Raw genomic sequence first — 23,351 nt, forward strand, 5'->3', positions numbered from 1 at the left:
GTGCTGACCATTGCGAGGATGGTTATCAACATCTTGATGGATCCACGTTCATCATGAGTTTCCAAAAAAGGGCTATTGTCGGGGGAGAAGCGCGAAGCGCATCTTCACGCTGGAATGCTGCTGCGTGGGCAGGTCCCGCTATGTTTGAAGCCCGTGCCGGTTCACTCGCGCCTATCGCGCGGTCCAACCGCCATCGACGGAGATTGCCGTGCCTGTGATCTGGTCTGCCGCGGCCGAGCACAGGAAGGCGACGGTGCCGCCAAGTTGCTCGGGAGATGCGAAATCAAGGGACGGTTGCTTCTCCGCGAGAAGCTCCTCGGTAGCTTGCTTCTGACTGATGCCCCGCTGCGTGGCGATGTCGCTGATCTGCTTCTCGACCAGGGGCGTTCGCACCCAGCCGGGGCAGACCGCGTTGCAGGTCACGCCGCTTCCGGCGGTCTCGAGGCCGACGACCTTGGTGAGGCCGACGAGGCCGTGCTTGGCGGCCACGTAGGCAGCTTTGTGGGTCGAGGCGACGAGGCCGTGCGCAGAGGCGATGTTGACAACCCGCCCCCAACGCTGCTGCTTCATCTGCGGCACGGCGGCCGAGATTCCATGGAATGCCGCCGAGAGATTGATATCGAGGATGGCCTGCCACTTGGCGGCCGGGAATTCATCAACCGGTGCGGTAAACTGGATGCCGGCATTGTTGACGAGGATGTCAAGACGTCCGAATTTTTCGACGGTCGCATGGATCAATCCCCGCACGGACACGCCCTTCGACATGTCGGCGCCATCGTAGACGCAGCGCACGCCGTGATCGCGCTCTATGCCGCTGCGGATGTTTTCGATCTCATTCGCGTCGCCGAAACCGTTGAGCACGATATCGGCACCGAGCCTGGCGAGCTCCCTGGCGATTCCAAGTCCGATGCCACTGGTCGATCCAGTGACGACGGCTACTTTGCCCTTCAACATGGCAGATTCCTTTCAACGTCGATCTTGCAGTGGAAGCTTGCGGTCCGTCCGAATGGCCTGCAATTCAATCGTCGGTCGATTCGTTCGCTTCTGAGTCGCGTCCGAGCCGATCAGCACGGGAGGTTCGTCGTACCCGTTCCGACTGCTGCAGAAGATGAGGGCCGTGAGCCCGCATCCGACGACGAGCGAGAACAGCACGCCGGCAGCCATGGTGACGTAGCCGGCTGCCGAAACCTCGATCCCGTCAGCAAGCGTCCAGCTGACGTAGGCGACGAAATCGGTGGCCACCAGGAGCAGGACGAGCACCAGGATGATCGTCCACGAGGCGGCGCCGGAACGTGCCGGCGCAGATCGCCCGGGCGGTGGACGAAGCTCCGTCGCGGCGTTCTGCTCGGGAGCGTCGGAAAGGGTCGGCATGGTGTTCTCCTGATATAAGGGCGACGCGAAAGCTCAATCGCGGCGATGGATGTCGTGGGTGACGATGCCGAGCTCGGGCGGGGGCGGATCGAGGCGCCGTCCGTTCGCGAGCGTGCGGCGGATGTCTTCCAACCCGCTCTGCCAGTGGGCGCGCATCGCGCTCAGTCCGAATTCGTAGTCCCTCGAATGACCTTCGTGGAGCTTGGTCTGGTAGATCAGGTGGATGATGTTGTGGGAGCGATGGCGGGCCATATCCGCGATCGCGCGGATTTCCGGATCCCTTTTTGCGGCCTCGGGCAGTCGCTCGATCACCCGCTGCAGCGCCTGACGCATTTTCTGCATGCGCAGCGCCTGGTCGGTGACAGCGCGCGTGCGGCTCGAATATTGAATGTCCTTCTGACGGCTCGACACCTCCATCATGTCGTAGGGAACGCGGCCTCTGGCCGACCAAAGGTCGATCTGGAACGTCAGAGTGTCCCGCGGCTCGCCGGACAGCACGCGTGACAAGGGGGTGTTGGAGACCACCCCGCCATCCCAGTAGTGCTCGCCTTCGATCTCGACGGCAGGAAACCCAGGCGGCAGGGCGCCCGAGGCCATGAAGTGTTTCGGGCAGAGCCGGCGTTCGGCGGTGTCGAAATACGTCAGGTTGCCGGTGCGGACGTTGACCGCGCCGACGCTGACGCGCACCTCGCCGGAATTCAGCCGGTCGAAATCGACGAGCCTCTCCAGCGTCCGGTGCAGGGGCGCGGTGTCGTAGAAGCTGGTCGCCGCATCGCCAGAGAACGGCGAGAAAAGCGGGGAAGGGAAGCGCGGCCGAAAGAAGCCCGGCTGACCCTGAACCAGGGCCCGCATCGCCGCCAGCGCACTGCGGATCGAGTGTATGTCGAAGGCAAAAGGCAGGGCATTGGCCAGTCGTTCTCCCGCCGGCCATTCGATCGACTGGGCGCAGATGATCTCCCAAAACTCGCGCAGCCGTTCCACGCGCTCTTCTTCCGGGGCGCCGGCGATGATGGCAGCGTTGAGTGCGCCGATCGAAATGCCGGCCAGCCAGTTCGGCCGGATCCCGGCCTCATGCAAGCCCTCATAGACGCCGGCCTGATAGGCGCCGAGCGCGCCGCCGCCCTGCAGGACCAACGCCACGACGTCGTAGGGCAGCGACCGGGTCTGCTGCGCTACCGGATGGGTCTGTTCGCGCATCACGTTCAACATTGCAGGGCTCCTTGGATGGTGTTGACGGTTCAACCGGCGTCGGCTCCGATCGGGATTTCGGAAACGGTCTCCCGCGAGCGCGCCACCACGGCCGGACTGAGATAGTTGTGGACCACGGCGCCTAGCCCGAGCGTAAGATCGGCAACGACGTGCTTGGCCGACAGCACCTGCAGCACCGGCAGCTCGGCGACGGGCGCAAGTGCATGCGAGTAGAGGTCGAGCGCAGCCGGCCCGGTCCACGCGCCCTTCACGGCGATATCCTCGCAGTGGTAGCGGACCAGCTCGCAGATGCGCGCGGTGCCGTCGACATGCGGGATGATCTTGAGCAGGAAATTCGGCCCGGCGAGTTTCTTTGCCTCGGTCGCGGCGTCGAGGGCGCGATGCTTGTAGCCCATCGTGCCCGTCGCGATGCGCACCGAGCCGTAGTTCAGCGTGCCGACCAGCGTGTCGATCTCGACGGCGAGCTTCGGCTGCGCCAGCTTCTTGGGAAAGCCCCACAACTCGCGCCCGCCGGCGATCGGTGGATGATCGTTGAGGAACATCTGGTGGACGAAGCCGCCTGCCTGGCCGCGAAACGACACGGGGATGACCTGGCCGCTTTCGGTGTAGTCGCCGAACCCGGTGGAGTCGGGCATCCGGATGAATTCGTAGTTCACCACCGACTCGGTCACTTCCAGCGGCTCGGGCACGATGCGGCGCAATGCCTCCGGATCGGTGCGGTATTGGATGATGAAGTATTCGCGGTTGACGAACCGGTAGGGGCCGGGCGGAAAGGCCGGGTTCGTCAGCGGCATGGCGAACGCGCTCGCGCGCACGGTCTCAAGTTTCATCGTCGTCGAGCTCCAGATTGATCCAGGTGAAAGGGCCGCGCCCCGCCGTCGAAGCGCGGCCCGATAGCGGTCAGTAGTCCCAGACGGCCGGCACCCAGCGGAAAGCATTGCCCGCAACCGCCACATGTCCGATGGATGGGAACGGCATGTGCGTGGCCACCAGCAGACCGCCGGTTTCAGCCACTTCCCGCAACAGCTTGATACGAACGCGAACCGCTTCCTCGGGGTCGTGCTCGAAGCCGTTGAACCAGTCGGGGTGCTCGAACCCGACCGTGAAGACAAGGTCGCCGGCGAATGTCAGTTGCTCGCCGCCGGACGTCACGCGAACGATGCTGTGCCCCGGCGTGTGGCCACCTGTACGCGTGACGAGCACGCCAGGGGCGACCTCGCACTCATCCTCGAACGTCCGCAACTGGTCGCGATACTCAGCCGCGAACTTCTTGGCCGTCTTGCGAAGCGCGTCCGGAAATCCGTCCGGCATGGCGACCTTGGAGAAATCGGGATCCTCCCAGAACTTGACCTCGGCAGCCGCCACGTGGATGCGAAGGTCAGGACGCAGCGCCTCCTTCACACAGTCCATGAGTAGTCCGCCGATGTGATCCATGTGCATGTGCGTCAGCACCACATCGGTCACGGACGTGAGCTCGACACCGGCTGCCTCGAGCCGAGGGATCACGTGCCCGGCCTTCTCCAGGTCCGGAAACTCCGTCCCCATCCCGGCGTCGACGAGGATGGTCCGGCCGCCACTCTTCACCACGACCACGTTCAGCGCCCAATCGAACGCGTCCGGCGGCAGGAAATTCTCCTTCAGCCAGGCCGCCCGCACCGCCGGTTCGGCGTTGTGGGCCAGCATCGCACCCGGCAATAGCAGCACGCCGTCGCTGACCACCATCACGTCGATGTTGCCGATCGTCAGCGCGTAGCGCGACGGGACCAACTCGTCGACCTTTGGTCCAGCGGAGGGTGAAGTCATGTGCAGGTTCATGTTCGTCTCCCGTTTCATGTATGGCTGCTGGCTGGTTTCACTGGAGCAGGCCGCGCAGCCAGCACGAAGCGCGACCCGTTTCGCGTGAAGGGGTCTAGAGGAAGCCAGTCACGTCGGTCACACGCTCCGGATCCGCCGAGGCGAGCGCGGCGGCGCGCTGGGCCTTCGGCGGATAAATCCAAACGGTGTTGATCTCCTGCTTGGTCTTCTTGGCTACGTCGCCAACCATGGCCACCTTGCGTTCCCAGCCAGTCGTGAAGAGCGCACCGGCCTCGCCAAGGTCCAGGCAGGTCACGTAACCCTCCTGGTGGTAGCGTTTGGTCGGTACCCCCAGCAGCTCCGCGGCAGCGTTGTTGCCTGCGAACGCGCCCATCCGCGTGGCGTGCTGGCAGGACATCAGCGCGTAATTGCCGTCGCCGTCGCAGGCGGCGCGCGCGGCGTCGCCGGTGGCGAAGACGCCGTTCACTCCCGGCACGCGCAGATCGCGGTCGACCAGCAGCCGGCCGAAATTGTCGCGTTCGGCGGGAATCTGCTGGGTCAAGGGCGCGGCGCGAATACCGGCTGCCCAGATCACGGTCTCGCTTTCGATGTGCTCGCCGCTGGAGAGCGTGACGCCGGACTCGTCGAGCGAGGCGACTCCGGCGCCGAGCCGGGTTTCCACGCCGAGCTTGCGCAAGGCGTCCTCGATGACGGGGCGGGGCCCTTCGCCCATGTCGGGGGCGATCGCAGGATTGCGGTCGACGATGATGACGCGCGGCTTGGCCCCTTTGCCGAAGATCTCGCGCAGCCGCGCCGGCATTTCGGTTGCGGCCTCGATGCCTGTGAAACCGCCGCCCGCCACGACGACGGTGTCGCGGCCGTTCACAGCCGGCCGCTTGGCGAGGCCTTTCAGGTGCTTGTCGAGCGCCACCGCGTCATCGAGCGAGTCGACGGCAAACCCGTGCTCGGCGAGGCCCGGAATCTTCGGACGGAACAGTTTGCTGCCGGTGGCTACGACCAGGCGGTCGTAGGACAGCGTCTTCCGGGGTCCTTTGCCAGTTGCGATCTGCACCGAGCGGGACTTGGTGTCGATCGTCTCGGCGCTGCCCTGCACGTAGTTGACGTCGATGGCGTTGAGGACATCGAGCAGCGGCGCCGTCAGGGTCTCGGGCTTCGGCTCGTACAGCCGGGGGCGCACGACGAGCGTCGGTTCCGGCGAAACCAGCGCGATCTCGAGCTCTTCCGGCGAAACGCCCCGGATGTCGCGCAGGCGGGCGGCGGAGAGGGCGGCGTACATGCCGGCGAAGCCGGCGCCGATGATGACTAATCTCATGTCTTTGCTCCTTGGTTTGGACTTCCGAAAGTCCGCGCGCTACCGCCGCCACCCTTCACCAAGGGCGGCGATCGACGACGACGCGAAGGCGTTAAACGAGGGCGTCAGCCCGTTATGGGGGGAGGCACTCCGGCGAGCGCGCTGACATCGGAGACTTCAGCGACCAGCCTTGTCGAAGAACGACGGGCTGAGCCGAGCCCAGAACCCAATCCTGGTAGGGCAGCCAAGGGCGGTCCCGAGTCGTGATGGAGATCGCGGTATAGGTTCTCTGCAGGGATTGCACCGGGATCTCCACCTCTTCGCCGGTTGCCGAGGTGAAGCGCACGGACAGCGAAAGTCCGTACACGACCGCTGTGGCAAGACCGCGCCGGCGCGATGTGATTGCAAGCTGGTTGACGAAGGTTTTCCGGATCATCGTCGATCTCCAATGGCGTTCGTTGGACGGTGATGGTCTAGTCCGCCCCGCGTAGCGCTGCCCCAGAGGGATTGCCGTACCTGTCGCGCGATTGCTGCTAATGAACGCGTTTGCGCCGGTCGCTCGGGACAGCGTCGAACGCCAGCCAGGGCTGATGTTTGGCGCGCCACTTGGGGCCGGGGCCGCGCATGTAGTGCAGCTCGGGCCGGTAGCTGTCGCGAATGTCCATGACCAGGTTGCGCACCACGACGGCGAAGTCGGATACGGTCTCGGCCGTCTTGCTGGCGAAGACGGAAATTGTGGACCAGTTCGAAAAATGCAGTGCGATCGCACGGGAATCGACGGTGCTCTTGCGGATCATCTTTCTTCTCCATCCGGTTGGATGTGGGCATTGCGATGATCTAGCGTATCTGAGCTGCGGCCGCCCCAGAGCGATTGCCCTACCTGTAGAGCGATTGCTGCCAACTCATGCGGGTGCGGCAATCGCTCGGGATTGCGGTCACCTCCGGTGACGAATGTGGCCGGCGAGGAACGGCCCCAGTGCGGCTGCGTTAGGAGGACGTCTCGTCCGTATCACGCAGCATTTTCATGTGCCGCAGGGGCGTAGCTGGTTTCGACCGTCCAGGAGTCCTTGGGCTGGCTGTAGAGATGCCAGAACTGCTCGGCCACCGCCGAGGCCTCCTTCGATTCCGGAGACACGAGGGTGCAGACGGTCACCGTCGCGACGTGAATTCCCTTGTCCCGGAGCGGCTCGAAAAGTGCGTGGGCCAGGGCGCGAATGCCGGCCTTGCCGATGCTGATCGAAAGAAAGTCCGCGCTGGGAGCGAGTGCGAAGCCGCCTCCCGTCAGCAGGATCGCACCCGATCCTTGCTCTTCCATCTTCGGAGCGACAGCCTGCGCTGCCACGAGCGCTCCTCCGATGTTCACGGCGAGATCCTCGTTGAAGCTATCGCGAGGCTGTTCAGACAGAGCCGCCCTGCGCGCGGATGCGGCGTTGTAGTGCAGGACGTCGATCGAGCCGCGCTGTTTCTGAACTTCAGCGACCAGCTCCGCGATGCCATTCGGATCGCTTGAGTCTACCCGTCGTGCGTCCGCCTTGTATCCTTTTCTTGTCAATCTCTCGGCCAGCTCTTTGGTCCTGGCGAGACTGCGGGCGGCCATAACCACCTGGAAACCTTCTTTGGCGAACCGTTCGGCGGTCGCGAAACCCATCCCCGGGCCCGCGCCGATGCTAAGAAATGTCTTCATTGCCTCTCTCCTTTCGACGCTGTACTTGAAACGTTAAACCACGGTCGCCGAAACCATCACGATATGCGTCTCCGCCAATCGCTGGGGGTTTCGCCGGTCAGTTTCCTGAACGCTGCGGCGAAGGCGGTCTGGGTGGAATAACCGAGCGCGGCTGCGACCGAGACGACCGACACGTCGGTATCGCGCAGCATGTTCATGGCTTGCTCGAGCCGGCGCTGCCGCAGCCAGGCATGCGGCGAGAGCCCGGTGCTTTCTTTGAAGGCGCGGCAGAAGTGGAAGCGCGACAAGCCGGCGTCGGCAGCAAGCGCCGCAAGCGAGACGTCCGCATCGCCATCCGAACGCAGACGTTCGATGGCGCGACTGAGTACCTTGGGCGACAGCCCGCCCATGACCGGCTGGAACGTTGCCGGCGAGCCGGCGTGCGCGGCGAGCAATCGCGTGGCCAGAAGATCGCTCAGTTGGTGCCTGAACAACGAATCCAGCGCGGCGCAGCCTTCCAGGGCGTCCGCCGCGCTCAGCAGCAATCGGGCTGTAATGGGGTCGGGATGCGCCGTTCGTTCCACAAGGTCGCCGGGAGCGGCCGTTCCGGCTTCGTGGGCAACGCGTTCTAGCGTTGTCTGCGGAAGGTAGAGGTGGACGACGCTCAAGGGCTGGTAGATATCCCAGCGCGAGGATGAACCCGCCGGAATGACCGTTACGGTCCCGGGACGCGTCATTCCGTTCAAAAACGCTTTTCCGTCGCGGCGTTCGAATCGAACCGGCTCGGCGGGAAAAGCCATGATCACATGATCGACCATCGGCTTGACCACGTCGTGCAGGGGATCATGCCTCCAGAAGGTGATCACGCCGCTGGACGGATCCGATGCCATCTGCAGCGGCGCCATCTTCAGCACGCGCGTCATTTCCTCGTCGGCGTGCGGGCGCTGCTCGCCGATCGGAAAATCGCGCGGCGGTGCCGGAGTCGCGTCCCGCTGATTGTGCGAAGTATCTTTCAAGCGTGGACTGCTCATGGACCGTCCTCGTCGTTGAGGCGCACCCGGATCGAGCTTTCGACCTATCCGTTCTAGCCGCAGTCCGATGCGGCGTCTTGCCCAAATTCGCCCCGGATTGTCCAATGCTGAACCGCCGATGTGCTGGCAGGCGCCCGAAATCGCATTCCGTTGCCGCACCGGGCCATGGTCCGTGCACGAGGCGCCGCACATGAGATGGTCAGCACCACTGACGTTCTTGCGTGTCGGAGAGGGCAGTGAAACTTCGACGAATGCTGGACGACCGCTTTCTGGCGTCCGATAGTCCACGCACCGTGCGGGGATGACGACATCCGCCGCCCGGCACGGCCAGCAGGACCGGCCCATGGCGCAGAGCGGCTTCCACGGTCAGAAGTACAGCGAATTTCTTCGCCTTCGAGAGGCACCGTCATCGCTGACCACTCGGTCCATCCGAGGTGTCAACGTCGCCGTCACCGAAACTCGGGACGACAATCCCGTTCACGGTCTCTGCGGCGAAATTCCCCTCGAAGACGCGTACATCGTCAGCTTGAAACTTCGCGACTATCCCAACTGCGAATATTGGGAGCGGGGCAAGTGCGTGGTCAGGCCCGACGTGAAGGCGGGCACGACGTACCTTTACGACCTGAAGTACAATCCGCGCTTCGTGATCGAAAGGCCGTTCCACTCCCTTCACTTCTACCTGCCGGCGCTGGCGCTTAACGGTGTCGCGCAAGAGGCCGGCGCGCGGCGCGTGGGCCAACTCGACTGCCAGTTCGGCACCGGCTTCCGCGACGAAATCGTTCGCAATATCGTGGCTTCGCTCATGCAGGCATTGCGCCGGCCATCCGAAGCGAACCAGCTTTTCGTCGATCACATGATGCTTGCGCTCACGGCGCACGTCGCCGAGGCCTATGGCGGCCTGCATGTCAGCAAGCCCGCACGCGGCGCCCTTGCTCCGTGGCAGGTCCGGCGAGCTTGCGAAAGGCTCGAAGCCAATCTCGCAGGAACGGTTTCGCTGCAGCAGATCGCGGCCGAGTTCGACCTCTCGGTCAGCTATTTCTCCCGCGCGTTCCGTGTCTCCACCGGTCTGCCGCCACACCGGTGGCTGCTTCGGCAGCGCGTCAAGGTGGCCAAGCAGTTGATGGCCATTCGCGAGTTGCCGCTATCGGAAATCGCGATATCCGCCGGCTTCGCCAATCAAAGTCATTTCACGCGGGTGTTTTCGTCCGCCGCCGGTGTGAGTCCCGGCGCGTGGCGCCGCGAAAAACTGGGTTCGACGGAAGCAGAAGCATGGAAAGTCAGGTCAGCGCCCCCCGGTCCGTGATGCGGCGTAGGCGGCGCAGCGGGCCGCAAATACCGCGTCCGGCGGATGCCCGATGCCTTCGGCGAGATTTGCCGGATCGAAGGCCAACCCTTTCCACACCTCGTTCGTCTCCAAACCGGTGATGACGATCGTGCCCAGCCGCACCGCTTCGCGCTTGTCCTCGTCCGGCCAGCGGATGGCGGCGTCCATTATCGGATCGCTAGGACGATCGAGCACCGCCAGCACGCTAAAGCGGACATCGCGTGCCGTGATCCGCAGCTCGAGATCATCGTTCCAGACGTCGACGGACTTTGTCCTAGCTTCGTCCTCGGACAGCATGACTTCCCCGCCGGCTCGACCTTGAATTTGATGAACCGTGTTTCACCCTTGGCATTCGTAGCGGGAAACGCGTGGACGCCCCAGAAGATGGTGCGGGCAAAGCTCCCTCGCTGGCCCCCGGCGGTGGGAAAGTTCGCTTGACGCGGCTTTTCACGATTGGCGGAGGTTAAAGCGTTGCTCTTCGCGCCCGGCCCGCCATTGGACGTGCGCGTGTCTACGAAAGGCAGCATATGTTCGAGCATTCTCGCATCGTGTATCGGGGCGCTCTGCGTGAGAATGTCGGAACGCCCGTCAACGTCTCCGAGCCTGAAAGCAAAGTGCCGCAGCACTCCGCTCTCGGCAGCCGCCGTGCCTGGAAAGCCATCGTCCGCGGAGAATTGCGCCAGCACGCGCGATGGGCCGGTGAAGCTCAGCGATCTGGTGATCTCCGCCGCCCGATCCGAGGGAATATACGTCCCGCGGACGCATCGGCCCTCCGTAAAACCTGTCGGTCGTTTTGCTGAGCGCTTGGTCACGGCAGTTTCGACCTGAAGCTAGGTTCGGGCCGCTCACGCGGGCGGGTAGTGCTGCCCGGGCCGGCCGTTACCGCGTCTGTGGCGCGGCTTGCGGGGTACGATGATGCTTTTCGGATCATCTTTCATCCGTGCGTCAATATGGGCACGGAGATGATTTAGCGGACCGAAGGTGCCGCCGCGCCAGAGCGATTGCCCTGGCTGTAGAGCGATTGCTGCCATTCTTGCGCGTCCGCCTATCGGCTGCACCGGTTAGCGGCCCCGGCCTGGCTGCCCGGATTCGATCGCACCCGGTCACTTGCAGCGTCCGCTGCGGACCCTCGCGTATGCATAAACTCCCGGAAATTGTCGAGGGCGTCCACTAAGCAGCAATATCTCTACAACCGCCTCAATCCCTCTGGGGCACGCGTACGCTCGATCCGTTAAACGGTGGGCCTACGAAACAGATGGAGGCGACGATGGCTTGGATCGAATTCGGAGGCGCATCATGATGCTGGGTATGAGCTTGGCGACGTTCACAATGGTCCACGTGATCATCAGCCTGGTTGCAATCGGGGCGGGCCTGGTCGTGATGTTCGGGATGCTCGGCTCGAAGCGGATGCCGAACCTCACCGCCGTTTTCCTTGCATCCACCATCTTGACCAGCGCTTCGGGGCTTCTGATTCCCCCGCTGCTGTTCGATAAGCTGTTGCCGTCCCACATGATTTCCATCCTCTCGCTGGTTCTGCCGGGGATCGCCTGTTTTGGGCTTTACGGCAGGAGGCTCGCGGGATCTTGGCGCTGGATGTACGTGCTCACTGCGCTCCTCTCGCTGTATCTCAACGTCTTCGTGCTGGTGATCCAGTCCTTCCTGAAAGTGCCGGCATTGCATGCGCTGGCCCCAAGCGTGCCGCCGGCCGAGCCGCCGTTCGCCATCGTCCAAGGCATCGTGCTGGTATCCTTCGTGGTCGTGATCATCGGCGCGATCCGGCGCTACCGCCCGGCGCCGGCCGCCGCCGACATGCGCCCCCAACAAGACCTGAACCCGGCAGCCTGGGGCACACGCTCCCTCTCAACGCGCAAATGAGTCGTTCGGGCGGCTGCAGATCGATCAACCTTGTTGACCGATCACGGACCGCCGGCAAAGCCTCGCGTATGGTATCGTTGAATGCGGCCGGGTGAGTTTATCTCGCTTCTCGCCCGCCCCAACATCGCTCGAACGACCGTAGAGCGATGCGCTCATGATCCCTTGAAGCTAGAACCTGAGCACGTCTAACGACAACGGAGGATCACCATGAAGATCGTTGTGATCGGCGGTACCGGCCTGATCGGTTCGAAGACCGTCGCCATTCTGCGCCAAGGCGGGCACGAGGTCGTGGCCGCCTCGCCCCGAAGCGGTATCAACACCATCACCGGCGAAGGACTCAAGGAGGCCATGGCGGGCACGCAGGTGGTGATCGACCTCGCCAACTCGCCCTCATTCGAAGACAAGGCGGTGCTGGAATTCTTCGAGACCTCCGGCCGCAACCTTCTCGCGGCCGAGGCCGCAGCGAACGTCCGGCACCATGTCGCCCTGTCGATCGTCGCGACCGACCGGACCGACAACGGCTATTTCCGCGCCAAGGTCGCCCAGGAGAAACTGATCGAGACCTCCAGCATCCCATACACCATCGTCCGCGCAACCCAGTTCATGGAGTTCCTCGGCGGCATCGCCGATTCAAGCGTGGACGGCAACAAAGTCAGGCTCCCGCCCATCCTGTTCCAGCCGATCGCGTCGGACGACGTTGCCGCCATCGTTGCCGATGTGGCACTCGCGCCGCCGCGTGGCGGCATCGTCGAGATCGCAGGGCCGGAACGCGCCCCGTTCAACGAAATTATCTCCCGCTATCTCAAGGCGGTTGGCGATCCGCGCGAGGTCGTGAGCGATCCCGAGGCCCGATACTGGGGCGGCCGGGTCAGCGAGCACTCGCTCGTGCCGCTCGGCGAGGCGCGCCTCGGCCGCATCGGTTTGGACGAATGGATCCGCCGCTCAAAGGCAGCGGCCTGATCTCCACGGGAGGTGCGCCCGGTCTCTCAGGGGCGGATCCCGGGCGAACTAAGGAGGCGACCATGACGATCAAACTCGCGGCATTGATTCTTCTGTGCCTCACGGCCGGCACGGCGGTGGCTCAGCAGCCGAAGGTCGCGCCACTGATGTCCAAGGACCTTGCGGAGAGTCCCGGCCGCGAAGCTCTGATGATCTCGGTCGAGCATGCACCCGGCGGCTCGAGCGCCATCCATCGGCACAATGCACATGGGTTTGTTTACGTGCTGGAAGGCTCCGTCGTGATGCAGCTGAAGGGCGGACAAGAGGTGACACTGACGCCGGGACAGTCCTTCTATGAAGGCCCTGCCGACGTTCATGTCGTCGACCGGAACGCGAGCGCCACTCAGCCGGCGAAATTCCTGGTGCTCCTGATCAAGGACAAGGGCGCCCCGGCGCTCGTGCCCGCACAGTGATCTAGATGCAACCCAAGTACGCCACTGGCGCTGCGCCCGTTGTTGCTGCCCCGCATGAGTCAGCTTGTTGCCCTTACGGAACAATGGCGTCGCCTGCTCAGATGCCTACACCTAGACGTGGAGGGGACTTGGCCTAGTCGCCTGAAATTGGCTTGTGACGGAGAACAGACAGCCTGTCCATACTCCGATCAGGGCGTGCACCAGACGACTCGCAGTTCGGCCCGATCGGCGTCGCCTAGCAGTGGCGATTTTGATCAGGTTGCTTACTCAGACAATCCCGTGCGCGCTGTAGATCGAGATAGAACACGCGCATCATTTTGGACGATAAGGATAGTTGGCGCACCCGACACGATTCGAACGTGTGACCTTTGCCTTCGGAGGGCAAGGGTCGCCAGCTGTGAGCGCGAGACGGGCGGACGCTCTTTGATGGCGCTACTCTTGAAATACTCTCACTAGCTCAAATTCCTCCATGATGGATTGAACTCACCCTCGTTAGCTAACGCTGGCTGTCGCTGGATGGAGGTGACGGGGCGCCCAGCAGCGAAGCACGTGGACTTGGCCTCGCTGAGATCCCCAGCTCACTTCCGAAAACTAGGAACCAAGGCGCCGTTGCTGTCGGCCTAAGGCGGCGCGTACGCCGTGTCGCGGGTTTGCAGCCGGCACGACGGTCATTCTGACAACGGAGAATTCTGTAACGATCTCAACAAGCGAGAAAGCTGTGAATTGTCAGAATCTGGACTGAGATTGTCAGAATCTGGACTGAGACTGCAAAGTAAATTCGAAGACTGCCAATCTGAAGCGAACCCGGGGCGATATTAAGACCCGCAGAGTTCTCAATGCGTTACGTGATCGCAAACCGACGGTGTATGGCAAAACAACCGGCGCTGACTTTATCGGTCCAAAATCATTCACTATGGAGGTCAGGTACCACGGGCGCTGCCAGTGGACCGAGGGACGTCAGGCGCTTCAGTGCCGTTTGCCAATCTTGTTAGGGCGAGCGCGAAATCGACAGGACGACTGCTTCACGGGCTCAGACAACGGAAGCGAGGGAGAGACGCGGTGGGCGAGCAAAAGGTCGAGACGGGGCGCATTCGCGCCGAGGCGCATGGCCATGTGTTCAAGATCATCATTGATAACCCGGCGAAAAAGAATGCTTTTCAGCCGCAGATGATGCTGCAGATGTCGGAAGCCATGACGGTGCTGGATCGTACCGACGAGTATTGGGTCGGCGTCATCTGCGCCGAGGGCCGTGACTTCACGGCAGGCCTCGACATGCCGAAGTTCTTCGGCCCGAAGGCAGAAAAGGTCGACATCCCGGAACAGAACGTCGACGTGTTCGCACTCAAGCGGCGTTGCCGCAAGCCGATCATCACCGCCGTGCAAGGCATCGTCTTTACGATCGGCGTCGAGATGATGCTTGCAGGCGATATCGTGGTCGCGGCCAGAGATAGCCGCTTCTGTCAGATGGAATCAAGGCGCGGGATTGCTCCCCTCGGGGGTGCCCATTTTCGCTATCTTACCAGGGCAGGGTGGGGCAACGCGATGTATCACCTGTTCCTCTGCGACGAATATGATGCCGAGGAAGCGCGCAGAATCGGCTTCGTGCAGGAGATCGTCGAGCCGGGACAGCAGATCGAGCGGGCCATGGAGCTCGCGCAGCTGATCACCAGGAATGCGCCGCTCGGTATTCAGGTGACCAAGGAAGCGGCGCTGAAGTACATCGACGCCGCGGAACGCGAGGCTGTCGGCTATATTCCCGAGATCAAGCAGCGCGTCTTCAACAGCCAGGACATGCTGGAGGGTATTCAGTCCTTTGTCGAGCGAAGGGCGGCCTCCTTCAAGGGACGGTGACAGGCGGAGCTATGCCCCACCGGTCGACAAGCCGGGCACGCCGCATGTTCGGCTTGGCCGGCAGAGTTTGCGCTCCTTACGCCACCTCTGCTCCGTGCCGCTACTGAGATGGAGGCATCGGGCAACATGGGCGGCGACCGTGTCGAGGGCGCGGCCTTACCGGCAGGCTTGAAGGACCAGCTGCAACTTTGCTGGCGGAGGCTAGCCGTAGACCTCGGCGATAAAATCGATGAAGGCCCGGAGCTTCGGCGTCATCCGGCGGTTCTTCAGCCAGACGATATGCCGTTCGCGCGAAGCGGTCTTGTATTCCGGCAAGAGGTGCACCAGGCGGCCGGCCGCGACGTCGTCGACCAGGAGTTCATCCCGCATCAGCACGATACCCGCGCCCGCGAGTGCAGCGTACCTTATCCCGAACGCGCTGTTGATGCTCAAGCGGCTCTTGACCTCAACCTCCACCTCACCATCCGGCCCGAAAAAGGTCCAGCGCTGGCCTTCCGCCCAGCCGCCAAAATGCAAGCAGTCATGGTGAGCGAGATCTTGCGGGCAGACCGGCATACCGCGCTCGGCAAGGTAACTCGGCGCGGCGCAGACCAGGCCCCGGTAGGACGAGAGCGAGCGCGACATCATCGTTGAGTCGCCGAGCTTGCCGAAGCGGATTGCAGCATCGATGCCGTCCTCGAGCAGGTCGAGCATCCGGTCGCTCAGGACAATCTCTACGCTGATCTCAGGGTATTTATTCATGAACCTAACCACCGCTGGCGCCAGGCTGTATGAGCCGAATGCCACCGAGGTTGTGATCCGGAGCTTGCCCCGTGGCGCCTTCAGGGCGTGCTCGGCGAGCACGTCACCGGCTTCGGCTGCCTCCAGCAGATGACGGCAATGTTCAAGGTAATTCCGACCGAGCTCGGTGAGGCCCTGCCGGCGGGTCGACCGATTGATCAATTGGGAGCCAAGTCGCTCCTCGAGAAACCGGATGTGCTTGCCGATCATGGTTGGCGACAGCCGCAGTTCCTTGGCAGCCGCAACAAAGGAGCCGAGGTCGGCCACCTTGACGAACACCGCCATGCTGGTCAGTCGGTCCACGGTCAGAAGCCAGATCGTTGGTCGGCGCGCGAAGCGCGTCCGATGAGCCACAGTATTGTTGACGAATGTTGAGCAATCAAGTCGCGCAACCGGAGCAGAGGCGACACGGGTCGAGCAGGGCCGTCAACACCATACAATATTGACCACGCGTTCACACAGAAACAACTGCGGCCGGCTTTATCGGATCCGAGCACGCCGCTATCAAGGCAATGTCCGTCGGCCGCATGCGCAAGCGCTTCCGGTGTCTGCTGCCGCGGCGTACGTCTTCCAACTTGGCCTGCCGGTATTTGCCGGCAGGCCATTTTTCATTAGCACGACCCGGAGAGCAGCGGGCCGGTCTCATGTCAGTCTCATGTTGTCGCCTCGATCGATGCCCGTGTCGGCCAGCTCACGAAAACCGAAACTCGCTCAGGTCGATCGACACCATCAGCGGATCCCGGATAACGCGTTCATCCTGGTCGCGCTGATAGGCGCGCCGCTTTGTTGGAAAGCGAATGCCACAGGCCTCGCCATAGTCATGGACGAGCTGGGCCGCCGGGAAAGAGCCGGCAACGTCCACGGCATAATCATGCCGGCGGAGCCGGAGTGTGCTGTCGAAGAAGAAGTCCTGCTCCGTGCTGTGGGTAGCAAGCCCGGCAGGAAAGCGCGCACGCAGCCTGTGCCAGCGCTCCGGCCCCTCGTGCCAGGCGGGCATCTCGGTGATGCCGACCCCCTCCAGGCTCAGCAGGAACGGGGTCGTCAGATAGGTCCACAGGGCATAGCCGTTGAAATAGGCGCGATGAAGCCCGTCCCACGGCGTCGTTTTCTGATGGTCTGCGAACGAATCCCTCGGATCCTGCCGCTCGGCGACGAGCGTGCCATCGGTTTTCTCGATCGCAATGCGGGATGGCGAGTAGGCTGTTCTCTGATCCGGTGCTCCGAACGGCTGGACCGATGCGCGCTGCTCGTGCAACCACACCGTCATTTGCCGCGGGTTCTGGTCCTGAATGAGGCCCTTGATGCCCCAGAGCTCGCCCCCGGTCACGATGGTGGCCGTCACTCTGGAGAGTGCGTTCCACCTTGCAAGGCCTCCATGGGCATCAAGGATGTCGTTGAGCAAAGCGAGCATGGCAAACTCCGAGTGGGCATCGATCTGGTTGTTCGACGATAGGCTGACGTCAATCAGCTGCCCGCGTTTGGCGCGCGCGCTGGTTCGCCGCGTCCCGGATCCAGTCTTCAAGCGCAATGTTGGGCAGCTCAAAGCGCGCTGTCGTGCGTGCGTACCATCCGCCCTCCATGCGTCCGATCAGATCGAGCTTCTCGGCGTCGATGTGCTTGCGGTCAGGATCGATCACCGCTTCGTCCGCGATATGCATGCAATGGATCCGACCCAGCACCAGGCTGAACGAACCGAGCGCGATCTCCTGCATGAAGCTGCACTCCATCGCGACTGGTGCCTGCGCAATCCTTGGAATAGCCACGAACTCGCCGGGCGCGAGCGTCAGTCCCGCCTCGGTCGGCTCCTCGACGCCGTTCGGGAAGGCGATCGACGTGATCCGCATCTGTTCGGCGAGCGAATAGGGGACGAGGTTGACCACGAACTGCTCGTTGGTGCGGATGTTGAGCCGGGTGTCCTTGGGCTCACCAGGCGAGCGGCTGCCAATGCCGATGCCAACGGTTGCGGGATCCGAGCCAAAAACGTTGAAGAACGAGAACGGCGCGGCATTGACTGCGCCCGCCCTGTCGCGGGTCGTGACCCAGGCGATCGGCCGGGGCAGCACGGTGGCCAGCAGCAGCTTATAGCGCTCGATCGGCTCAAGACGGTGAAAGTCAAACAACATGATGCAGGTCCATAACTGGAGACGAACGATGTGCCGGCAGAGCGATCAGGCGTCGCGGCGGACCTTTGGGAAATAGTCAGGCGATATCGGCCAGGCGGTTGCGGCCGTGCGGACAGCGATCAGCTCGTCAATTTCGGTCTGGCTGTAACCGAGATCGGCCAATACCTCCTCGGTATCCCTCCCGGGCTTTGGCGCCGGCGCCAGCAGCGCGGGCGGCACGATGGCCGAGCGATACCATGAAGGAACGGGCAGGGCCGTGCGGTGGCCACTTGGATGCTCGCGTTCGATCATCAGCAAGGGACGCCCGTCCAGCTGCCGGTCGGCTTGCGATGCTTCCGGAATCAGGATGGCGTCGCGCAATTGATCGAGCCGGGTCACGGCAGTCGCGCTGGCCGACGGGACCGGGCTGATGCGCCTTGAGATCTCAGGCGTTGACAGCCCTTCGATCGCCGCGCTGATTGCCGCCTCGGAGTTGTCGGCGCTATTGAGCAGACCTGCGATCCTGCCAAGCTCGGACGGACGGCTGCACAATGCAATCCAGCCGTCTTTGGCACGGTAGAGCCGGTAGTGCGCGCCGTAGCCTTGGGTGTCCTGGCCGGAAGGCACCTGCTGCTCGACACCGTCGGCTTGCACCATGAAGGGAAACTGGACGAGCTGCGCCCCCATGGCGAGCGAGGTTCTGACATCAGACGCACCGCGGCCGAGCCTGCGCGCGATCAGGGCGTGCAGCATGCCGAGCGTTGCAGAGAAGCCGGTGATGTAGTCGACGCAGGAGGCAAGGCCGTGCATCACGGGGGCCTCTGGCGAGCCGAACCGCGTTGTAATGCCCGTCGCAGCCTGAAGCACAGGGTCATAGGCTGGAAAATCCTTGAACGGACCTCCGTCCGGGCCGCCCCACGCGCTGATCTGGCAGATCGTGAGCTCGGGATTGATCCGGCGCAGTTGCTGTTCCGAGATGCCGATCCCCTCGAGCGATCGATCCAGGAAGTTGTGCACGAGAACGTCGCAGTCGCGCACCATCCGGTGGAAGGCGCGTCGCCCCCGCTCGGATTTGAGGTCGAGGATGACGGCGCGCTTGCCCTGATTGACATCGACCCCGAACCACATCGTCATGCGCGGCCCTGCCTGGGGATGGACCGGGTCGATGCGGATGACATCCGCGCCAAGCTCGGCCAGCGTCCGCGCGGCAACCGGTCCCGCAATCACATTCGACAGATCGATGACGCGCAGACCTTCGAGGATATTCGCGCCGCCGGCTTTCACTGCGCCGGCCGGGGCAAGTCGTGATCGCAACCATTCGCCATGGCCTTCGCTGCGCGCACGGAGCCTCGGCGAGTGCAGGCCTTCGCCGGCGATGGTGACGAAGCGGCCCGCCTGCCGCGTCGTGCCGAACCGTGGATCATAGAGCATGCTGACACAGCCGGCCTCGAGTGCCGCGGTCAAGTTCAACCACTCCTCGGTGCTCCGGACCACTGAGACGGGAACGCCGGCCGCCTGCAGCGTAGCTTCCCACTCTGCCGCGGTCTTGGTCAGCAGTCGTTCTGACATCAGCGCGAAGATGCGTTTTCTCCAGGCAACGGACAGGCCGCCGGAATCGCTGACATTGCTGCCGGCAGTCGCGACATCATATGGGCTTGCAACCGTGATGCCCTCGGCGATCAGATCGTTGAGGAGGCCGAGCGCCTCAAGACAAGCCCTCGGCTGATGGACATGACCGATCGCGTTGATGAAGATGAAGCGGCCATCCTTGCAGCGATGATTGGCAAAGAAGGGCTGCGCCGCCCCGGCAAGGTGGGACTTGATCGCGGCGCGGTGTTTTGGCGCAAGATGGGCCTCGAGATCCCGCAGGATCGGTAGGGCAACCTCGCTCATGGACTTGTCGATCGGCGGCAGGTCGAAATATTGCGGCTGGTTCTCGATCCTCATGATCAAAAGCGCCATTGCCGACAGCAGCGCGTCCTGCAAGGGGACTTCGACGTGAGCGCCTCGCCCGGTGTTCAACCGGTGCAGGTAGGCGGCAGACGCTGCGATCGCGCCGTGCACGCCGCCATAGGCGGACGCCATCGGCAGCGCGGTGAAGTTCGGCCTGCCTCCGAGGACTGGCCCCAGCGCATGGATATCGGTGAAGACGCCGACGGATGCCGCAACCGCGGCCTCCCACTGGCCTTGCCCTGAGGTGGGCGTGCCCGACGCAATGGCAGGCATCGAAATATAGACCAGTTGATTGTTGGCCCGCTTCAGCGTCTCGTAGTCGAGCCCGAATCTGGCACTTCGCCCGGGGCCGAGATTGTCGATGACGATATCAGCCGTCTCAGCGAGGCGAACGGCACGGCCGCGGCCGCTGTCGCAGGCAAGATCAAGCTCAAGCTCGCGCTTGCCGCGGGACAGAAGCGCCCGCGCAGGGATGGCCGCGCCGCCCGGCTTGTTGATGTCAATGACATCCGCGCCCTGGTCTGCAAGAAGCATCGACGCGACCCGCCCAGCCCAGATGCCACCAAGGTTCAGGACACGTACACCTTCCAATGGGGCGAACACAGTTTGCCGGTCGGCCTTTTGATGTTCCGCAGGCGATTTCACGGCCATCGTTCCTTACTCCCTTGTTTTGCGCCTTCTTGCGCCCGATCGCCCGCGCCGGGCGGCTTGCGTCTGATTGCTCGTGCGGGGCTGCCTTGCAGCTTGAATCTTCGTGCCGAATTGCGCCTGGTTCGGACTATTCGGAGCAAATTGCGATAATCCTAGCGATTGCCTTTGCGGCATAAACCGGCTTCGGGTTGTTTCAATCAACACCATGCGTGCATGATCGAGGAGCTCATGGCTTCGCCGACCGGTTCTTCTGTAGCTGTGCGGGGCGCTGCGCCGTCGTCTGCCCTAGTGTCGCCGTCGTGCACGCCAGATCGAGCCGGCCGGCCGCCGCCTGTCGCGGCTGAACCACCACGGGCCTTTCGATCGTTCGCGGAAGAGGAAGCGCGAGCGCAGCGCCCGGCAAGATGACGCAACATCAGGCGTCGGCGCGCCGTCGGATGCAGTCGGGCGGCCGGGCTCAATCCTCGGCCGCTTGTGCGCGGGGATGACTGATCAGCACCCCGGCCGCGGCGAGCCGCGCCAATTCCGCCGCACAAACGCCGAGCTCGCTCAAGACTTCGATGTTGTGCTCACCCTGGAAGGCGGGGGGACCCGGCGGCGCCAACTGCTCGTCCGAAAACCGCCACGGCCGGCCGGGCAGGCGATATTCGCCGCCGCTGCGATCCGGGACGCGCTGCACTGCGCCCCAATATGCGCTCCAATCCGAACCGGCGAGCTCCTTGACCGAGCGGACTTCGCCCATCGCGATCTTGGCTTCGTCGAACTGGGCATCGAGACTTGCCATGTCCGGGAAGGTCAGGATCCAGGTCTGGATGATCTGGTGCAGGGCACCGAAATGGATCCGCCGCGCCGCCGCCGTTTCAAACCGCGGATCGTCCGCGAGATCGACCCGCCGCATCGCGCGCAGCCAGGACGGAAACGTCCGGCTCCCGACAATGCTGGTCGCGACGGTGAAATGCTCGCCCCCCGGGCCCGGTGAAAAAGGCGCAGTCGGTCGCTCCCAGAATGGCGGGCTCGGCCCCGATGTCATCGTCCGACAGATCGAGATGGGCGCGCTCATTGATCGCGAGCAAGGTCGCGGCCATCGCCACATCGATGAATTGTCCGCGTCCCGTCTTTTGCCTGCTGTTCAACGCCGCCAGAATCGCGATCACCGCCTGCAATCCGGTGTAGACATCGCCATGGGAAAGGCTGTCGGTCCGTGGCTCGCGCAGCGCCTCCCCGTAGTGGCGAACGCTGTTTGCGGTGAAGCCGACTTCCGCCTGCACGGTCGGCGCGTAGGCCATGCGGCTGCACCACGGGCCGCCCTGGCCGTAGCCCGTGATCGATGCATAGATCAGGCGCGGATTGCGTTTTGCCAGGGTCTCGTAATCAAGGCCGAAGAAGCCGAGCGTTCCGGCGCGAAAATTCTCCACCACGATGTCGGCGGTGTCACAGAGTTTGAGCGCCAGTTCGCGGGCGCCCGGCAGATTGAGATCGATGCTGATATTGCGCTTGCCGGCGTTTTGCTGTGCGTAATAGCCGGACATCCCCTCGCTCGAGGGGAAGGCAAACCGCGAAAGGTCCGGCCGCGGCGGCTCGATCTTGATGACCTCGGCGCCGAGATCCTGCAATGTGCGTGCACAGAGCGGCCCGGCAAGAACACGGGAGAAGTCGACGACGCGCAATCCTTTCAGGGGCCCGCTCATGGTCAGCGCCCCGTAAACCTGGCCAGTCCCGGCCCGTTCGCCCGAAACGAGGCAAGCCCGGTCTTCAGGTCCTCCGAGGCCCATATCGGCGCTTGAATCCGCGCCATGGCCTGATCGGCGGCGTCAACGCCCTCGTTGACCGCAATATGGACCAGCTCCTTGGTTGCGGCATGCGCGAGCGTCGGACCCTGTGCGAATTCTTCGGCAATCGTCATCGTGACCTGCTCAAGCGCCTCGTCGGGCACGGTCAGATTGATCAGGCCCCATTTCTCGAGGGTCGGCGCATCGTAGCGGCGTGCCAGCATCGACATCTCCTTGGCCCGCGCCGCGCCGATGCGCTGGACCTGCCGCTGGATGCCGCCGAGCAGCGGGTGCAGCCCAAGCGTCGCCTCGACCGAGCCGATCTTCGCAGAGGCGGCTGCGATGATGTAGTCGCAGGACAGGGCGAGCTCGAGCCCGCCGCCGAGGCAGGCACCATGGACGCTTGCGATGACCGGAATCGGCAGCAGTTCCATGAAGCGGAGGAATTCAAGGCCGGTCATCCGGCGGCCTTCGCCGCCGGCGTCGCCACCCGCAACGCGCTGGTCGAAAATATCGAGATCGGCTCCGGCGGAAAAATGCCGCAATCCGCTGCGGATCGCAATCGCCCGGCTGCCGGCATCGCGCGCGGCCTCGATCTGCTCCACCAGGGCATCGATCAGTTTCGGCCCGATCAGATTGTAGGGTCGATAGACCATCGTCAGCACGGAGACGCCGCCATGGGCATCGCGTGTTACCAAAGCATCCTCAGACAAGGTCGGCGCTCCGTCGGCTCAGCTGGCTATCTGGATACGGGCTGCAAGAGATGCACCGTGCGGCTCGCGAGCTTGTCCTTCACGCGCTCGGCATAGGCTGCCATGTGCGGGGAACGGGCATGCGCCTTCAGCGCCGCAACGCTTTCCCATTTTTCGACAATGATGAAGGTGTCGTTGCCATAGGGTGTCTGCGGAGGACCATAGTCCTGGAAGTCGGTAAAGGCCGTATACTCGATGCAGCCGGCCTCGGCGTGAACGGCAGGCACGTTGCGCTGAAAAATCTCGAGCACCTCGGCTCTCATGCCGGGCTTGGTGACGATCACGACAATGCCTTGTATCATTCGAACTGGTCCTTCATGCGGGTTTGTACGGTCCAAACCTAGCGTGACGCAGCGTGAGCAAGCAGCCAGTGAGCAGTGATTAGTCAGCACACTCCTGGTGCTCAATGCCGGTGCTTGCTGGCCAATCGCAGATCAATTGCTTGAAAAGGCTGGAGAGATAAGGATTCCCGCACCGGGGAAACAGCTGAACCGGCAATGCC

General features: G+C 63.4%; 24 protein-coding genes. 5 read left to right on the forward strand and 19 right to left on the reverse strand.

The window, feature by feature from the left end; genetic code table 11:
* Positions 1–171: 171 nt before the first annotated feature.
* The 10 genes from ACVMIH_RS02845 to ACVMIH_RS02890 all read right to left on the reverse strand — a co-directional run bounded on the left by ACVMIH_RS02845 (position 172) and on the right by ACVMIH_RS02890 (position 8,380).
* Entirely contained in the window at positions 172–954 is a 783-nt protein-coding gene (locus ACVMIH_RS02845) for a 3-hydroxybutyrate dehydrogenase (protein WP_456860661.1), read from the reverse strand.
* Positions 955–966: 12 nt separating this feature from the next.
* Complete coding sequence (locus ACVMIH_RS02850) at positions 967–1,371, reverse strand: hypothetical protein (RefSeq protein WP_456860663.1); 405 nt, start codon at positions 1,369–1,371, stop codon at positions 967–969.
* A 33-nt stretch (positions 1,372–1,404) separates the two neighbouring features.
* Positions 1,405–2,580: a DUF3734 domain-containing protein gene (locus ACVMIH_RS02855; protein ID WP_456860665.1), complete on the reverse strand. Its 1,176-nt coding sequence runs from the start codon at positions 2,578–2,580 to the stop codon at positions 1,405–1,407.
* Positions 2,581–2,609: 29 nt separating this feature from the next.
* A complete protein-coding gene (locus ACVMIH_RS02860) occupies positions 2,610–3,410 on the reverse strand; it encodes an acetoacetate decarboxylase (RefSeq protein WP_456860667.1) in 801 nt (266 codons plus the stop codon).
* A gap of 70 nt (positions 3,411–3,480) precedes the next feature.
* The gene (locus tag ACVMIH_RS02865) at positions 3,481–4,413 is read right to left on the reverse strand and encodes an MBL fold metallo-hydrolase (protein WP_456860669.1); all 933 of its coding nucleotides are present in this window, start codon (positions 4,411–4,413) and stop codon (positions 3,481–3,483) included.
* Positions 4,414–4,489: 76 nt separating this feature from the next.
* A complete protein-coding gene (locus tag ACVMIH_RS02870) occupies positions 4,490–5,707 on the reverse strand; it encodes an NAD(P)/FAD-dependent oxidoreductase (RefSeq protein ID WP_316398778.1) in 1,218 nt (405 codons plus the stop codon).
* Positions 5,708–5,819: 112 nt separating this feature from the next.
* Positions 5,820–6,122, reverse strand: coding sequence for a hypothetical protein (locus ACVMIH_RS02875; RefSeq protein ID WP_316398779.1), 303 nt, complete (start codon positions 6,120–6,122; stop codon positions 5,820–5,822).
* A gap of 97 nt (positions 6,123–6,219) precedes the next feature.
* Positions 6,220–6,483, reverse strand: a complete 264-nt coding sequence (locus tag ACVMIH_RS02880) for a hypothetical protein (protein ID WP_316398780.1) — start codon at positions 6,481–6,483, stop codon at positions 6,220–6,222.
* Positions 6,484–6,695: 212 nt separating this feature from the next.
* Positions 6,696–7,370, reverse strand: a complete 675-nt coding sequence (locus ACVMIH_RS02885; protein ID WP_456860672.1) for an SDR family NAD(P)-dependent oxidoreductase — start codon at positions 7,368–7,370, stop codon at positions 6,696–6,698.
* A gap of 56 nt (positions 7,371–7,426) precedes the next feature.
* On the reverse strand, positions 7,427–8,380 hold the full coding sequence (locus ACVMIH_RS02890; protein WP_456860674.1) for a helix-turn-helix transcriptional regulator: 954 nt from the start codon (positions 8,378–8,380) through the stop codon (positions 7,427–7,429).
* Positions 8,381–8,723: 343 nt separating this feature from the next.
* Between ACVMIH_RS02890 and ACVMIH_RS02895 the strand changes: the two genes are divergently transcribed.
* Positions 8,724–9,683, forward strand: coding sequence for a helix-turn-helix domain-containing protein (locus tag ACVMIH_RS02895; protein WP_456860676.1), 960 nt, complete (start codon positions 8,724–8,726; stop codon positions 9,681–9,683).
* Here ACVMIH_RS02895 and ACVMIH_RS02900 read toward each other — a convergent pair.
* Positions 9,663–10,001 (reverse strand): hypothetical protein, encoded by a 339-nt coding sequence (locus ACVMIH_RS02900; RefSeq protein ID WP_456860678.1) that lies wholly within the window; start codon positions 9,999–10,001, stop codon positions 9,663–9,665. The genes ACVMIH_RS02895 and ACVMIH_RS02900 overlap by 21 nt on opposite strands.
* Before the next feature lie 999 nt (positions 10,002–11,000).
* On the opposite strand from ACVMIH_RS02900, the gene ACVMIH_RS02905 reads away from it, so the two are divergent.
* The 4 genes from ACVMIH_RS02905 to ACVMIH_RS02920 all read left to right on the forward strand — a co-directional run bounded on the left by ACVMIH_RS02905 (position 11,001) and on the right by ACVMIH_RS02920 (position 14,842).
* On the forward strand, positions 11,001–11,579 hold the full coding sequence (locus ACVMIH_RS02905; RefSeq protein ID WP_456860680.1) for a hypothetical protein: 579 nt from the start codon (positions 11,001–11,003) through the stop codon (positions 11,577–11,579).
* Between the two features lie 207 nt (positions 11,580–11,786).
* Positions 11,787–12,539 carry an SDR family oxidoreductase gene (locus tag ACVMIH_RS02910; protein WP_456860681.1) on the forward strand — a complete coding sequence of 251 codons (753 nt, stop codon included), beginning with the start codon at positions 11,787–11,789 and terminating at the stop codon, positions 12,537–12,539.
* 62 nt (positions 12,540–12,601) lie between these two features.
* Positions 12,602–12,991, forward strand: a complete 390-nt coding sequence (locus ACVMIH_RS02915) for a cupin domain-containing protein (protein WP_456860683.1) — start codon at positions 12,602–12,604, stop codon at positions 12,989–12,991.
* 1,059 nt (positions 12,992–14,050) lie between these two features.
* Positions 14,051–14,842, forward strand: a complete 792-nt coding sequence (locus ACVMIH_RS02920; RefSeq protein ID WP_456860685.1) for a crotonase/enoyl-CoA hydratase family protein — start codon at positions 14,051–14,053, stop codon at positions 14,840–14,842.
* A 201-nt stretch (positions 14,843–15,043) separates the two neighbouring features.
* Here ACVMIH_RS02920 and ACVMIH_RS02925 read toward each other — a convergent pair whose 3' ends face one another.
* From ACVMIH_RS02925 to ACVMIH_RS02960, 8 genes are all read right to left on the reverse strand, one after another.
* Positions 15,044–15,907, reverse strand: a complete 864-nt coding sequence (locus tag ACVMIH_RS02925) for a LysR family transcriptional regulator (protein ID WP_456860687.1) — start codon at positions 15,905–15,907, stop codon at positions 15,044–15,046.
* Between the two features lie 406 nt (positions 15,908–16,313).
* Positions 16,314–17,033: a hypothetical protein gene (locus ACVMIH_RS02930; protein WP_456860689.1), complete on the reverse strand. Its 720-nt coding sequence runs from the start codon at positions 17,031–17,033 to the stop codon at positions 16,314–16,316.
* A 49-nt stretch (positions 17,034–17,082) separates the two neighbouring features.
* A complete protein-coding gene (locus ACVMIH_RS02935) occupies positions 17,083–17,745 on the reverse strand; it encodes a flavin reductase family protein (protein ID WP_456860691.1) in 663 nt (220 codons plus the stop codon).
* Positions 17,746–17,790: 45 nt separating this feature from the next.
* A complete protein-coding gene (locus tag ACVMIH_RS02940; RefSeq protein WP_456860693.1) occupies positions 17,791–20,328 on the reverse strand; it encodes a CoA transferase in 2,538 nt (845 codons plus the stop codon).
* Between the two features lie 457 nt (positions 20,329–20,785).
* Positions 20,786–21,226, reverse strand: a complete 441-nt coding sequence (locus ACVMIH_RS02945) for a CoA transferase (protein ID WP_456860695.1) — start codon at positions 21,224–21,226, stop codon at positions 20,786–20,788.
* Positions 21,189–22,100, reverse strand: coding sequence for a CaiB/BaiF CoA transferase family protein (locus tag ACVMIH_RS02950; RefSeq protein WP_456860697.1), 912 nt, complete (start codon positions 22,098–22,100; stop codon positions 21,189–21,191). Before ACVMIH_RS02950 ends, ACVMIH_RS02945 begins: the two co-directional genes overlap by 38 nt.
* Positions 22,019–22,810 (reverse strand): enoyl-CoA hydratase/isomerase family protein, encoded by a 792-nt coding sequence (locus tag ACVMIH_RS02955; protein WP_456860699.1) that lies wholly within the window; start codon positions 22,808–22,810, stop codon positions 22,019–22,021. The genes ACVMIH_RS02950 and ACVMIH_RS02955 overlap by 82 nt, the downstream gene beginning before the upstream one ends.
* A 26-nt stretch (positions 22,811–22,836) precedes the next feature.
* Positions 22,837–23,151, reverse strand: coding sequence for a putative quinol monooxygenase (locus ACVMIH_RS02960; protein ID WP_456860701.1), 315 nt, complete (start codon positions 23,149–23,151; stop codon positions 22,837–22,839).
* Positions 23,152–23,351 lie beyond the last annotated feature (200 nt).

The organism is Bradyrhizobium sp. USDA 4503 (assembly GCF_054055815.1).

Coding starts and splice junctions, on each gene's coding strand:
- ACVMIH_RS02845 (WP_456860661.1), bottom strand. CDS start 954: ATGTTGAAGGGCAAAGTAGCCGTCGTCACTGGATCGACCAGTGGCATC.
- ACVMIH_RS02850 (WP_456860663.1), bottom strand. CDS start 1,371: ATGCCGACCCTTTCCGACGCTCCCGAGCAGAACGCCGCGACGGAGCTT.
- ACVMIH_RS02855 (WP_456860665.1), bottom strand. CDS start 2,580: ATGTTGAACGTGATGCGCGAACAGACCCATCCGGTAGCGCAGCAGACC.
- ACVMIH_RS02860 (WP_456860667.1), bottom strand. CDS start 3,410: ATGAAACTTGAGACCGTGCGCGCGAGCGCGTTCGCCATGCCGCTGACG.
- ACVMIH_RS02865 (WP_456860669.1), bottom strand. CDS start 4,413: ATGAAACGGGAGACGAACATGAACCTGCACATGACTTCACCCTCCGCT.
- ACVMIH_RS02870 (WP_316398778.1), bottom strand. CDS start 5,707: ATGAGATTAGTCATCATCGGCGCCGGCTTCGCCGGCATGTACGCCGCC.
- ACVMIH_RS02875 (WP_316398779.1), bottom strand. CDS start 6,122: ATGATCCGGAAAACCTTCGTCAACCAGCTTGCAATCACATCGCGCCGG.
- ACVMIH_RS02880 (WP_316398780.1), bottom strand. CDS start 6,483: ATGATCCGCAAGAGCACCGTCGATTCCCGTGCGATCGCACTGCATTTT.
- ACVMIH_RS02885 (WP_456860672.1), bottom strand. CDS start 7,370: ATGAAGACATTTCTTAGCATCGGCGCGGGCCCGGGGATGGGTTTCGCG.
- ACVMIH_RS02890 (WP_456860674.1), bottom strand. CDS start 8,380: ATGAGCAGTCCACGCTTGAAAGATACTTCGCACAATCAGCGGGACGCG.
- ACVMIH_RS02895 (WP_456860676.1), top strand. CDS start 8,724: ATGGCGCAGAGCGGCTTCCACGGTCAGAAGTACAGCGAATTTCTTCGC.
- ACVMIH_RS02900 (WP_456860678.1), bottom strand. CDS start 10,001: ATGCTGTCCGAGGACGAAGCTAGGACAAAGTCCGTCGACGTCTGGAAC.
- ACVMIH_RS02905 (WP_456860680.1), top strand. CDS start 11,001: ATGATGCTGGGTATGAGCTTGGCGACGTTCACAATGGTCCACGTGATC.
- ACVMIH_RS02910 (WP_456860681.1), top strand. CDS start 11,787: ATGAAGATCGTTGTGATCGGCGGTACCGGCCTGATCGGTTCGAAGACC.
- ACVMIH_RS02915 (WP_456860683.1), top strand. CDS start 12,602: ATGACGATCAAACTCGCGGCATTGATTCTTCTGTGCCTCACGGCCGGC.
- ACVMIH_RS02925 (WP_456860687.1), bottom strand. CDS start 15,907: ATGGCGGTGTTCGTCAAGGTGGCCGACCTCGGCTCCTTTGTTGCGGCT.
- ACVMIH_RS02930 (WP_456860689.1), bottom strand. CDS start 17,033: ATGCTCGCTTTGCTCAACGACATCCTTGATGCCCATGGAGGCCTTGCA.
- ACVMIH_RS02935 (WP_456860691.1), bottom strand. CDS start 17,745: ATGTTGTTTGACTTTCACCGTCTTGAGCCGATCGAGCGCTATAAGCTG.
- ACVMIH_RS02940 (WP_456860693.1), bottom strand. CDS start 20,328: ATGGCCGTGAAATCGCCTGCGGAACATCAAAAGGCCGACCGGCAAACT.
- ACVMIH_RS02945 (WP_456860695.1), bottom strand. CDS start 21,226: ATGCGGCGGGTCGATCTCGCGGACGATCCGCGGTTTGAAACGGCGGCG.
- ACVMIH_RS02950 (WP_456860697.1), bottom strand. CDS start 22,100: ATGGGCCTCGGAGGACCTGAAGACCGGGCTTGCCTCGTTTCGGGCGAA.
- ACVMIH_RS02960 (WP_456860701.1), bottom strand. CDS start 23,151: ATGATACAAGGCATTGTCGTGATCGTCACCAAGCCCGGCATGAGAGCC.